The following is a 12,723-nucleotide window of genomic DNA, read 5'->3' as shown; positions in this document are numbered from 1 at the left end:
CCAACTAATCATCCAGTGCGATATACAAAGCGCTGTTCTTTTCTAGTAAATCACATTGATAATCGGTCTCTAATACGGTTTTCTTATGGCTAGCGAGATGAAATTCATCATCGGAGGGATCATCGTCTTTTAATGGTGAACATGTTTTTCCAAACAAGGTATCAGAGGGCTTTGGCGTACCAATATCAGCAACGGCATGGACAAAATCACGCATGCCACCACCGTGTTCTATCTCTAATGTGTTTGAATAGGTTTTTAAGTCGACAGTTCGCATCCATTCATTACGACATTGGGTATTTGATCGCATGTGCTCACATAAGCGCCATGTCCAACGTTGGTGAGAAAATGATATGGTTAATGTGTCATTCTTAGAGTAAGACAAACAGCTTTTAGCCTCTCCTGCTTGACCTCTCTCTTCTGGTGCTTTATCGGCTTCATTTGAGCCCCAATCTATCTTAATGAATTGAGTGCCTTTAACCTGATATTCATGAAAGGTTTTATCTTTATTGCTATAAACGTAAAGCCAACCGTCTCTTAATTGTCTTAATGTATATTTTGAATGAGCAACATCAAAAAAGCCGTGGCCTTTATGCGTATCAAGTAATGGGTGTTTTTGCTCTTTTTCTTCATTATCCATATCATCAATCGCATAACGAACCGGAATAATGTCAATAACGCCAAACTTTACAGGGCAAGCTCCTACCGGGTTTTTCGCATCTTTTTTACTGCCACACATGGCGGCATTGTTTGCTTCGCTCATTCTTGTACATCCTTTTGCATAGAGTGACGATATTGATAGGCCAAATCCGCCGCTTGTTTGATTCTTTGTTCTGGGGTTTGCTGCGATGTTTGATAGATCAATTCGGTGATTTTTGGGTATTTATCGGTTGTGATCGCTTCTTTTCCTAAATATCCCATCACATTCATAAATAGACAGACTTCTGTCTCATTTTGAAACCCTCTGCTGTAAGCGGCATCGAACCAATACTGAATCCATTTTTGTTTATCTATCACGCCCTCTAAACAATGTGGGAAGAAATATTCCACATGATTAAGTACATAGGCATAGGCATTTTCAGTCGCTAACTCTCCTAACGCTTGCCATTGTTCGTCCGTTAAACGATAAGGTTTGACGCTTTTCATCTCAGAGCAAGGCGATAAGTAATGCGCCCATCCTTTTTTATATGGAAGCCAAACTTCATTAATATGTTGCCAATACCAATCTGTTCCTGTTGAGAATAAAACATTGGCACAGCCTGAATGCGCTAATTTCAATATGATGGATGAACCGTAAGGCGATTGAACCTTAATCAAACCTCTACAATGTTCTACAAGGCTTTCTAGCGCTAATGGTGAACTGAATAAGAAGCCGTCTAATTGCTCACGTTGGCTTTCAAACCACTGTACAATAACAGGCGTTGCTTTTACCAAGTAAGGAGAGACCGAAAGCAGCTCATCCCAAGGCTCATACAAATAAAGAGGCTCTTGCTCAATCACAGTGTCCAATTGATACAATTGTTTTAATACGCCAACACTCTGACTGATATCTAACATCAAATAGAAAGAGGATAAATCATCAATATTCAGAGATTCAAAGCACTGCATTTCCATTACTCTTGTTCCTGTTCTTGCTCACATTCCTCGCAGATTGGATCTAATGTTTTTAATGCCTCGACCTGACGAGTGGCGTGAATTTTACTTCTTGTGTATTCAGAGATTACTGCGGTTTCAGCCGTGCTGCCTGCCGTTTCACTCTGCTTCATGATAGGTTGAGTAGCTGTAATACCCGCATATCCACTTCCGCTTCCTGCACTGCCGCCTTTATTTAAATCAATGGCAGCACCAAGTAGATGAATGCCACCAGAATCTAGCTTCATGGTACTGCTGCCTGTAGTAATGGTCAGCTCACTACCTGCATCAAGGACGGCTTTATTACCCACCTTAATGTGTAACTCGGTGCCTATTTGTTCAAGCCGGCTTCCTTGGCTTTTTTGTTGAATAGAGCCTGATACTTGCAGATGTGCGTCACCTTTAATTGAGCTTAAATTATCTGATTGCACGGTCAGATGATTATCTTTGGTGATTTGATGAAATTGATCATGATGCACAACAGAGTGATCATCATTAAATATTTCGCTAGTGCGATTGTTTTGAATTTGGCTATCCATGTCTTTCGCCGCATGAATATAGATCTGCTCTGACGCATTTTTATCGTCAAACCGTAATTCGTTAAAATTATCTGCACCAATTGAGCTAGATGTTTTGAATGTACTGCGTGTTTTATGCTCCGGCAGTGTATATGGCGGTTTATTATCCCCGTTATACAATGAGCCTGTAATGATGGGTTTATCGGGATCACCGTGAATGAAACTGACGATTACCTCATGCCCTATTCTTGGTAATACAAATTGACCATATTGATTACCAGCCCACCCTTGCGAAGTACGAAGCCAACAACTAGTTTTCTCATCGGCTTGACCATTTCTATCCCAATGAAATTGTACTTTTACTCGCCCATATTCATCACAATAGATCTCTTCATTCTCAGGGCCTGTGACTATTGCAGTATCAATATTACGAATGTATGGTTTGCCTACCTCTGCTAATTTATAAGGTATGAACCAAGGCGTTGCGGTAAAGTTAGCATGATAACTCAAACCACCTTCTGCTAGTTCTTCCATTACTTGAGGTTGCCTTCCTGCATGAGAAACTGTTATTACCAACCAATCGGTATCCCACTCTGAATTTGGAGCCTGATTTATTGGTTGAAAGTGACCTGCAGTTAACTGCGCACTGTCACTGCTTCCTTCCAGTGTTATGGCTGCAATTCGTCGTTGCTCTAAATTCAAGATTGCCTGTTGCTCTGTATATAATACTTTTGAGTGAGTCACTGGGTATTGATAATGTTCTAATGCTGATTCAGCCCTTTGTACCTCTTCTTTTTGGTATTCTTGATATTGCTTTGGGTGAGTAAAAAGGTATTCTTTTACTGACACTTTTCCCACTTGCACCTGATTTTTAACACTCAAGGAGTTAATAACGTTACCCTCCTTCACCATTCCATTATCAACCACCACCGATAATGGAACTAAGGCTGTGTAGGTCTCTTGTCCATCAGAAATAATAAGCGTAGAACCTGTATCTTTATGCTCAAAATAAGCAACAAGCCCTTCTTCAGCCATTAGTCGCATAATGAATTTTTCGTCAGATTCTCCATATTGCACGCAGTAATCTCGTGCTTGATGTGATTTATACAGTTCAATATTAAAGTGATGGGACAATATTCCTGCTTGCTGATACATTTCTGAAATAATTTCTGGAACATTCTTCTGTTGGAAGATCTGAATGTTTTTTCGATATTTTAACAAGCTAAAAATAGGAACTAGTCTTAATTGATAGGTACTGACACGAAATGAAGAGTTTAATTTCTCCATAGATTCAATCACACCATTTATATAACGCTTTGTATTTTCAGGATCTTCTTTATTAAAATAGTGAATAGTTAATCTAGCTGGAAGTTGTAGCCATTGAGCAAGTGGTAACTCTGGATCATCACACACAAACGTAATATCAAACCAATAATTTTCGCCAAGTATTTCTTCACCTGTAAATTCATAAACTTGAAGTGGTAACTCTATACTTGTTACGTCAAGTTGAAATTGAGTTTGATTTGCATCCTGCATAATGATCCTATACCATCTTTAAATAATAAATAATAAATTAATCAATAACTTATAATGTATAAAGACAGATAATATCAGTAATCGCTAAGATGCCTATTCTGAATAAAAATTATGCGACCTACAGCACTTCTACGCTTGGAAATCAATCAAATTAAAAAGCATGCCAAATTACCTAGAATTATATACTGTTAATTTTATTTGGGATTTTTATCACAGATAAATATACGATTTGAATCAGTAATGAAACAAGTTATAAATATAAACCAATAAAAAGGCCAAGCGATTAACTTGACCTTTTATAAATAACATTTCGTTTCTTATTTATATGATAATTATTAAGCCGTTCGTTTTTTATGGCCTTTATCTAAATGAACGAAATCGACTAAATCATCTCCACTAACTTGAAAAGCTTGGCCAAACCCTTTCACAAATAAGCCTTGGATCGGTTTTAATCGGAACATTTTAAAATCTTCAAGTGAGCTTAAACCATCAATAATCTCACCAAAGCGCCCTTTCATTTCATCAACAGCTAACTGCCAATTTACTTCTTCTCTATCAATTAAGATTGCAATCGCATCAAACGTTAATCGCTTACGTGCAAATAATTGCTTTGAGCTTTCTTCGTCTTCAACCAACATTAAAGAAACATCAGGATTTTGCTGTAAATTACGAGCATGACGAGCAATTTCAGAGATCAAGATATAATATCCATCTTCCAATAAAACAAATGGCGCATAACTTACATTGGGCTTACCTTCACAATCCACTGTCGCTAATTGAAGTGTTTTACGTGAATCACGAAACTCTTGAATTTCAGGTCCAAGGCGATTTTGTAATCTTTCTTGCTTAACCGTTGAGCTCATTTCTATTTCCTTTTAAATTTGTTATTTATATTCTTGTTTTAATGCATTAAAAGCACTGACTTGTGCTGGGATAAGCTGTCGTTTTTTATCTCGACCTAAATAAATTTTAAAGATTGAATTGCCTTGCTTATCAAAGAAGCCAAAGTAATGACTTTCTGTTCCTCTAAAGGGTTTACTAACTAAAGCAATGTCGGTAATTAAATCTAATTTTAAGTGACCGTGTAACTCTCCGTTACGTCCCATTAAATTATAATAACCGTGAGCAAGCTTTCCTTTTGGAAATGGGGCTTTAACTTCAAAGATAGAGCCAAACGAGTGTACGATGGTTGTCACATCACCAAAGCCAACAAGACCTTCTAAGATCTCTTGCGCTTTACTTCCATCAATAACAGTAACCATTTCTTCTGGTAATGCTTTCACTACCTCTGACTCTGAAAGATCTAACTGTTTTGCGATATCACTTGGTAATAAACTAGGATCTTTTTCTAATAACTCGATAACTTCTTTTTTCACGATTAATTCTCTATCTATATTTCTATCATTATTTTAGGGTTATGCGGCTTTTTGATCTGCTTGAGATAATGCTGAGATGACTCCTTGCGCTAACGTAACCGCCCAAAATTCACCAGCAAGAGTTAAACTTAAATAGTCGTCATTAACCATCACCAAACCATTTTTTTGCCAATGCTTAAACAAAGGCATTAGGTATTGAAATATATCTTGAGGCGCATGCTGTAATAGCAACTGACGAGATAGCACTCCACGGTCAAACCCTGCTTTTATCATTGAAAATAAACCAGCAGAGGCAGCAGACTGTGTCATCATCGCAATGGGCATTTGGTTCGCTTTAATTGAATCTATATAGGCATTTAATGTTCGATGCTGCATAATGCCAACCCCGCCCACATTACCGCCGGCACCACAGCCTACGGGTAATACTTCTGCTGTCGTTTTAGCCAAGCTGTTATAAATGCTACGCTCTCTATTATCTCTAGCCCAATGATTAACACTAAGCCTGCGTAGGTGATGTTGATTCATAAAATCAACACCATATTTGTACATATAGGCTTTTTCTTCTGTTGAAGCAGGTTCAGGCAACTTACCTTGCTCAATCATGCCTTTCATTGGTGTGCCGCCCATTTCAATCAATTGATACAGATCGACGCCATGTGCACCTGTTTCTAGAAAATCCTCTAAATCTTGTTGCCAGATCTCGGGAGTTTGATAAGGCAAACCATAAAGGAGATCCACCACAATTGGCGCTTGATTACTTTGACTAAGTTCTTGAATGCGTCGTAACACATATTCTTTATCATCCAAGCGTTTAGCTGATCGCCTCACTTTGGTATTAAAGCTTTGCACTCCAAATGAGAATCGATTGAAACCACCTTCTAATGATTTATCAAACATCTCTTCATCAAAGCGATTTATACGTCCTTCCAATGTAATTTCACAATCTGTTGTTAAAGGGAAATAACGGCGAATAGCTTTACCTAATTGTTCGATTTGATCCGCAGTTAAATCTGTTGGGGTTCCTCCGCCAATATAGACAGCATGAAATGGAGCAGACTGTGTCCAAGCCAGTTGTGCTTTCCATTTCAATTCAACCATAAGCGCATCAAAGTAATCAGCAACGAGTGTTTTACTTGAGGCATGTTGGAAAAAATTGCAATAGGTGCATCTCACTCGACAAAAAGGGATGTGGACATACAGACAACGATGATCACTTAATTCAATCGTTTCAGACAAAGCTGTATCAAATCGCTCAGTAAAATAAGGAGCCTGAATAGGTATTGCTCCGCTACCTGCATGAGCTGCTGATTTTCGTTGAAAAGAATACAGCAAGGGATCTGGTGTATTTTCACCCAAAATACTATTGGGAAGGTGATGTAAATTTATCTGTTTATTCATGATTTAAATTCTACTTCTCTACTCTTTACCGCTAAGAGCTTCGTTTCTATTCCCATCATAAATTATTTTTAAATGATAATGCAATTGATAATTGATCTCATTTTCATTATGGTTATAATAATCCTCTCTTTTAAAGTACTAAATTTGATATGGAGATCCCTGTGCTGAACTTTCGTTATTTTGCAGCTGTTGGCGTTTCATTAGCCATTCATACTGCGCTTATTTGGTCTGTGCCGGAAAAAAAAGCTTTTGCCATGCCTGTGGGTAGCCAATCTTCACAAGTAAATATCCAATTTGTAGCTCCGAGTTCGCCTTCTATTCCATCAGAAAAAAAAGTCGTAGCTGAAAAAGCAAAAGTGAAGCCGACTCAACCTGAAAAAACAGTGACAAAAAAAATTTCTGATGTGAAAAAACCAACAAAAACACACAAACCTAAACCTAAACCTAAACCTACAATAAAAGAAAAAAGCATTACAAAAGCCCCTGTAAAAACTGAGAAACAGAAAACAGCGAAAGTAAAGCCAAATGAGCCTTTAAAAAAAACCAAGACTATTAATAAGAAAAAAGTCACTAAAGCCGACAGCGCAGCAAAACCTGTTGCATCAAGGGCTGGTGCAACAGAAAAACCACAATTGATAAAAAAACCAAGTTTTCTTAAACGTCCAAGTGCACCACGCTACCCTCGTATTGCACAACGTAAAGGTATTGAAGGGACGGCACTATATGAAATTTGGTTGAACGAAAATGGTAAACAAGTAAAACAGCAATTAATCACCTCTTCAGGTGCAAGTGTGCTCGATGAAGCAGCTCTTAATGCAATACGTGATTGGAAATTTTCACCCCAAGTTATTAATGGTCAGGCTATTGCGCACCGCGTTCAGATACCTGTCCGATTCTCTCTAAACTAGCTGTATGGACATCAACATGCTCAATTTTTCTCACTTGTACTCTCAATTAGGCATCATGGCATTACCGCTTTTATGTTGCTCTCTCATTACCTTAGCATTACTAATTGAGCGTAGCATTCAACTATTGCTCTTTTCTGGCTGCTCTCATCGTTCTATAAGAAAATCATTAAATCAATTAAATAAAAAAGATGATCAAGGAATTAATTCTCTCATTTCTTCACTAAAACAGCGCCGAGCTTTATCAGCCAAAGGTAATGCTATGCTACTTGCTCATCGTGATTTTACAAAAACGTTACGTGAAGATGTCGCTGGGTTGTGGTTGCAAGAAAAACGACATCAATTACGTTCAGGGCTTCGTTTACTCTCTTTAATTGGCATGATAAGTCCTTTGTTTGGTTTATTGGGAACGGTACTTGGGTTGATTGACATGTTCAAAGATGTCGCTGCAACTACAGGCTCTATTACACCCAATATTCTGGCTGATGGGCTGGGCCTTGCGATGCGAACGACTGCGATTGGTTTAATCATTGCTCTGCCTGCTATTTCTAGCGCTCAGCTTCTTGGGTTATGGGCTGATCGTATATTGTCACGCTTAGAGCATTCATTAAATTACACTAATTTATGGATTGAAGGTGTTTTTGTCTCGGTTGAATCTCAACAGAGTAATTCTCAAACAGAAAAACCACGTTCAGAGGTAATAGCATGATAACGCTAACAACAGACACTTCATCTGAGTCATTTCAACCAGACCTGACCCCTCTTTTAGATATCATCTTCATTGTAATGGTGTTTCTATTATTAACGGCTACGGTAAAACTTCAATCCCTTGAGGTTAGCTTACCTAGTGCAGAAACCGAATCAATCTCGGATGTCGATAGTAAATCTCTTACGGTCAATATTTTAGAAGAGGCTCCTTATTGGGGGTTAGATGGCAAATCTTACTCTTCTTGGGAAGATTTCACTCAAGCTTTATTAACCCAAGTAAATCTAAAACCTGAGTTCCAAGTAGTGATCGCCTCCGATAAATCAGCTGAGATCCAACATATGGTTAAACTACTCGCCTTTCTACAAGATAATAAAATAAAAGCGACTCAAATTTTAATGGATGAAAATAAATAATGAATAACTCAATACTGACTTCTGCTTTACTTACTTTCTCTCTCTTTTCTGCCTCGTCTGTTGCTCTCGCTCAAGAACGAATTATTAGTGCAGGCAGCGCAGTAACTGAATTAATTTATGCCTTAGATGCCCAAGACTCTCTTATTGCTGTTGATGTCACCAGTAAAATGCCACAAACAAACCAATTACCAAAAATTGGTTATCATCGTCAACTTTCTACCGAAGGTTTGTTAGCATTACAACCAACTCAAATTATTGGTTCTGATGAAATGGGGCCACAAACTACATTAGATTTATTATCTCAATCTAATATTAAAGTGAATGTTGTGAATACTAAACCTACAATTAAAGGTCTATTGGAACGCATTGATGAAATCGCATTGCTTACTCACCATCAAGAAAATTCACAACAAATTAAAGATAAAGTGAACAAAAAAGTCGCTCAATTAAAAAGCAATATTCCAGTTAAAACTAAGCAGAAAAAAGTGCTGTATTTACTATTGCATGAAGGGCGAGCGCCTTATGTAGCAGGAAGTGATACCACAATGGATGAAATGATCCGCCTTGCTGGTGCAATTAATCCCGCTCAGTCATTAATTTCATCTTTCAAACCCCTTTCTATCGAAGCGATGATATCAATGCAACCTGATGTGATTTTGGTTAGCAATCGCAGTTTAATTAAATTAGACGGTATTGATAACATCATTAAATCTATTCCTACGTTGGCAGCAACCCCCGCTGGTATCAATAAAAAAATCATTGGTATTAATGGCTCAGACACTCGTTGGCGGTTTAGGGTTAGCAACACTTGATGAAGCTGCTCGTCTTAATACTCTGCTTTACCCATAGGATAAATTCATTATGTTGTTGAAATACATTCCTTATTCAAAATTATTAACCATTAGTTCACTTTTTCTTATTTTCATAGCACTTAGCTCTATTGCTACAGGGCCAATGAACATTACATTAAATGACAGTTTTAATAGTTTAGCTCCTTGGTCTACCATTGAGACGCCTGCTCATATTGATTTAATCATTCATCAAGTACGATTACCTAGAACCTTATTGTGTATGCTTGTCGGAGCAATTTTGGCTATTTCAGGGGTGGTGATGCAGGGGTTATTTCGTAATCCATTAGCGGAGCCAGGAATCATAGGCGTCTCTGCAGGTGCTGCGCTTGGTGCTGCTTTGGCAATCGTTCTCTTTTCATCTATCGCAGAACAATTTCCTTTCTTTATGAATTTTGCTGCTGTGCCTATTTTTGCTTTTCTTGGTGGCGCTATCACTACTTTAATCGTTTATCGCTTAGGAACCAGTAAATTTGGCACCTCAATTACGGTTATGCTGTTAGCAGGTGTTGCTATTAGTGCTTTATCTGGGGCTGGAATTGGCTATTTAAATTTCATTGCTGATGATCAAATGCTCCGTGATCTTTCTCTATGGTCAATGGGGTCATTAGCCGGTGCAACATGGCCAGATTTAATGTTGGCAGCAATTGGACTAATTGTACTATTGTTTTTATTTATGAAAAACGCATCAGGTCTAAATGCACTACTGCTTGGTGAAGCTGAAGCTAAACACTTAGGTATTAATGTTCAATCTTTAAAAAAACGTATGATTGTTTTAAGCGCTGTTGGGGTTGGGATAACTGTCAGTCTATCTGGCATGATTGGTTTTATCGGCCTTATTATCCCTCACCTTGGTCGTATGATCGCAGGTCCGAATCATAAAACCTTATTACCGCTCTCTGCACTTCTTGGTGGTTTGCTCTTAACCTGGTGCAGATATGTTTGCTCGCGTTGCTGTTAGCCCTGCTGAATTACCCGTAGGTATTGTTACCGCAATCATTGGAGCTCCTTTCTTTTTATACTTACTTTTCACTCAAAGAGGAAAGCTCTAATGCCCAATCACTCTATGGCAATTTCTGCCAGAAAAATCTCTTATCAAGTAAATAATAAGATCATTTTAGATGACCTTAATTTGGACCTTTATTGTGGCGAAGTAACGACTCTACTTGGCCCTAATGGTGCCGGTAAAAGTACTTTATTAAAGATCTTGTGTGATGAAATTGAGTCTGACAGTGAGATCCGTTATTTCAATAGAAAGAAAGAAGAGTGGAATAAACAATTATTGGCGCAGCAGTTAGGTATTCTTCCTCAGCAAAGCAGCTTAACCTTTTCATTTACCGTCAATGAAGTGGTAGAACTTGGCGGTTTACCTTTAGATCTTCCAAATAAAATATTAAAGCCAATCACACAATCTATGATGCAAAAAACAGGGATAAACCATCTAGCTGAAAGATTGTACCCTTCTCTCTCTGGTGGTGAAAAACAGCGTGTGCATTTAGCTCGTGTATTAACGCAAGTAAGCCAGTACCAACAGAAAATTGTGATGCTTGATGAACCTACCTCTGCATTAGATCTTTCTCATCAACATAATACGTTACGTTTAGCGCGGAAGTTGGCAAATGAAGGAGCAGCCGTTGTGGTGGTATTGCATGACTTGAATCTAGCAGCTCAATATTCAGACAGAGTGATAGTATTACAAGATGGGAAACTACAAGCGGATGGGAAGCCCTGGGAGGCTATAACAGCAGAGATGATTGAAAATGTTTACGGACATAAAACCTTAATACAAGCACACCCGATGTATGATTTCCCTGTGGTGTACGCGGCTTAAGCTTATGTGACCGAACTAAAAGTGCGTAACCATTCTTTTTATACCATTGCCATTAATTAAATGGTCTATTTATTACGCAGGAAAACCACTTAAGAGCAAGGAAAAAATTCTGATAAGTAGTTATTCTACTTAAATAATTTTTTAACGAAGCTATTATGTGATTTAACCAGTAATAATGACTAGAGAATTACTGGAATTGGTATTACTTCTATTACCTATCTTTTCACTCTAGTTGATTAAGCTTCAGGCATAAAAAAAGGAGAGCTAGTGCTCTCCTTATTTAGTCTTAAAGCCTTTGAAACTGTTCTAATTAAAGAGCAGCTTTCGCCTTAGCAACAAGAGCAGCGAATGCTACTTTGTCGAATACAGCGATGTCAGCTAGGATCTTACGATCGATTTCAATAGATGCTTTCTTAAGACCGTTAATGAAACGGCTGTAAGACATCTCGTTTTGACGAGCTGCAGCATTGATACGAGCGATCCAAAGTTGACGGAAAACACGCTTTTTGTTGCGACGGTCACGGTAAGCATATTGACCTGCTTTAGTAACTGCCTGGAAAGCTACACGGTAAACACGTGAACGTGCTCCGTAGTAACCTTTAGCTTGTTTTAGAACTTTCTTATGACGTGCACGAGCTTGTACACCACGTTTTACGCGAGGCATTGTGTCTCTCCTAAACTAAAATTAAAATAAATACTAAAAATTATGCGTATGGAAGCATACGTGCAACTGCTGCTACTTCACATTTTGGAAGTAGAGAGTTTGGACGAAGCTGACGCTTGTTTTTAGTAGTACGTTTAGTCAGGATGTGACGTTTCGTAGCGTGCTTAAATTTGATACCACCAGCAGTTTTCTTAAAACGCTTAGAAGCACCTTTGTTCGATTTCATCTTAGGCATGATGAATATAACTCCGCATTGTTGCGTGATTAAACATAATAGTAATTAGGCGAATAAAACAGGATAACTGCGAGCAGCTACCCCACTTTACTACTTGAATGCACTAAATTACTTCTTCTTAGGGGCCAACACCATAATCATCTGGCGACCTTCAATTCTCGTTGGGAAAGATTCAACTAGAGCAAACTCTTCAGTATCCGCTTTCAAACGATTAAGAACGTCAACACCGATGTTTTGGTGAGCCATTTCGCGGCCACGGAAGCGAATTGTTACCTTCACTTTGTTGCCGTCTTCAAGGAAACCAGTCAGGTTGCGTAGTTTTACCTGATAGTCTCCAATATCAGTTCCAGGTCTAAATTTAATTTCTTTAGTCTGAACCTGTTTTTGCTTTTTCTTCTGTTCTTTAGCAGCCTTAGCCTTTTCGAAGAGGAATTTGCCATAGTCCATCACACGACAAACTGGTGGCTCGGCATTCGGGCTGATTTCAACTAGATCGACACCTGCTGTAAGTGCAACGTCTAACGCTTCATTTAGTGAAACGACGCCAACTGACTCGCCATCTAGACCTGTAAGGCGCACTTCTTTAACGCCAATAATTTCACCGTTTAGACGATGAGCATTTTGTTTTGCCGGCTGTTGGCCTCTTTTTCCGCCTTTAATA

General features: G+C 38.5%; 13 protein-coding genes and 2 pseudogenes. 6 read left to right on the top strand and 9 right to left on the bottom strand.

The window, feature by feature from the left end; translation table 11 throughout:
• Positions 1–4: 4 nt before the first annotated feature.
• The 6 genes from ACU5DF_RS11070 to hutW form a co-directional block, all read right to left on the bottom strand.
• Positions 5–760, bottom strand: a complete 756-nt coding sequence (locus ACU5DF_RS11070) for a toxin VasX (RefSeq protein WP_446712887.1) — start codon at positions 758–760, stop codon at positions 5–7.
• Positions 757–1,611, bottom strand: coding sequence for a DUF4123 domain-containing protein (locus ACU5DF_RS11065; RefSeq protein ID WP_446712886.1), 855 nt, complete (start codon positions 1,609–1,611; stop codon positions 757–759). Before ACU5DF_RS11065 ends, ACU5DF_RS11070 begins: the two co-directional genes overlap by 4 nt.
• Positions 1,611–3,683 carry a type VI secretion system tip protein TssI/VgrG gene (gene tssI / locus ACU5DF_RS11060; RefSeq protein WP_446712885.1) on the bottom strand — a complete coding sequence of 691 codons (2,073 nt, stop codon included), beginning with the start codon at positions 3,681–3,683 and terminating at the stop codon, positions 1,611–1,613. The genes ACU5DF_RS11065 and tssI overlap by 1 nt, the downstream gene beginning before the upstream one ends.
• Before the next feature lie 335 nt (positions 3,684–4,018).
• Positions 4,019–4,546: a heme utilization protein HutZ gene (hutZ, locus tag ACU5DF_RS11055; RefSeq protein WP_446712884.1), complete on the bottom strand. Its 528-nt coding sequence runs from the start codon at positions 4,544–4,546 to the stop codon at positions 4,019–4,021.
• Positions 4,547–4,567: 21 nt separating this feature from the next.
• A complete protein-coding gene (hutX, locus tag ACU5DF_RS11050) occupies positions 4,568–5,059 on the bottom strand; it encodes a heme utilization cystosolic carrier protein HutX (protein WP_045102145.1) in 492 nt (163 codons plus the stop codon).
• Between the two features lie 39 nt (positions 5,060–5,098).
• Complete coding sequence (gene hutW / locus ACU5DF_RS11045; RefSeq protein WP_446712883.1) at positions 5,099–6,457, bottom strand: heme anaerobic degradation radical SAM methyltransferase ChuW/HutW; 1,359 nt, start codon at positions 6,455–6,457, stop codon at positions 5,099–5,101.
• A gap of 161 nt (positions 6,458–6,618) precedes the next feature.
• On the opposite strand from hutW, the gene ACU5DF_RS11040 reads away from it, so the two are divergent.
• The 6 genes and pseudogenes from ACU5DF_RS11040 to ACU5DF_RS11015 all read left to right on the top strand — a co-directional run bounded on the left by ACU5DF_RS11040 (position 6,619) and on the right by ACU5DF_RS11015 (position 11,163).
• The gene (locus ACU5DF_RS11040; RefSeq protein WP_446712882.1) at positions 6,619–7,365 is read left to right on the top strand and encodes an energy transducer TonB; all 747 of its coding nucleotides are present in this window, start codon (positions 6,619–6,621) and stop codon (positions 7,363–7,365) included.
• Between the two features lie 16 nt (positions 7,366–7,381).
• Positions 7,382–8,071, top strand: a complete 690-nt coding sequence (locus ACU5DF_RS11035; protein WP_446712881.1) for a MotA/TolQ/ExbB proton channel family protein — start codon at positions 7,382–7,384, stop codon at positions 8,069–8,071.
• Entirely contained in the window at positions 8,068–8,484 is a 417-nt protein-coding gene (locus tag ACU5DF_RS11030; protein WP_045102148.1) for an ExbD/TolR family protein, read from the top strand. Before ACU5DF_RS11035 ends, ACU5DF_RS11030 begins: the two co-directional genes overlap by 4 nt.
• Positions 8,484–9,333: pseudogene (locus tag ACU5DF_RS11025) on the top strand (heme/hemin ABC transporter substrate-binding protein). Before ACU5DF_RS11030 ends, ACU5DF_RS11025 begins: the two are co-directional and overlap by 1 nt.
• Positions 9,334–9,345: 12 nt before the next feature.
• Positions 9,346–10,384: pseudogene (locus ACU5DF_RS11020) on the top strand (FecCD family ABC transporter permease).
• Positions 10,384–11,163 (top strand): heme ABC transporter ATP-binding protein, encoded by a 780-nt coding sequence (locus ACU5DF_RS11015; protein WP_446712880.1) that lies wholly within the window; start codon positions 10,384–10,386, stop codon positions 11,161–11,163. The pseudogene ACU5DF_RS11020 and the gene ACU5DF_RS11015 overlap by 1 nt, the downstream one beginning before the upstream one ends.
• A gap of 310 nt (positions 11,164–11,473) precedes the next feature.
• Here ACU5DF_RS11015 and rplT read toward each other — a convergent pair whose 3' ends face one another.
• The 3 genes from rplT to infC all read right to left on the bottom strand — a co-directional run bounded on the left by rplT (position 11,474) and on the right by infC (position 12,722).
• Positions 11,474–11,827 (bottom strand): 50S ribosomal protein L20, encoded by a 354-nt coding sequence (gene rplT, locus ACU5DF_RS11010; protein ID WP_045102152.1) that lies wholly within the window; start codon positions 11,825–11,827, stop codon positions 11,474–11,476.
• A gap of 40 nt (positions 11,828–11,867) precedes the next feature.
• Positions 11,868–12,062, bottom strand: coding sequence for a 50S ribosomal protein L35 (gene rpmI, locus ACU5DF_RS11005; protein ID WP_005419080.1), 195 nt, complete (start codon positions 12,060–12,062; stop codon positions 11,868–11,870).
• Between the two features lie 108 nt (positions 12,063–12,170).
• Entirely contained in the window at positions 12,171–12,722 is a 552-nt protein-coding gene (gene infC / locus ACU5DF_RS11000; RefSeq protein ID WP_080889798.1) for a translation initiation factor IF-3, read from the bottom strand.
• Position 12,723 lies beyond the last annotated feature (1 nt).

The organism is Aliivibrio wodanis (assembly GCF_052920805.1).
Note: the sequence above shows the minus strand (reverse complement) of the source record. Positions and strands in the feature narration are given on the sequence as shown.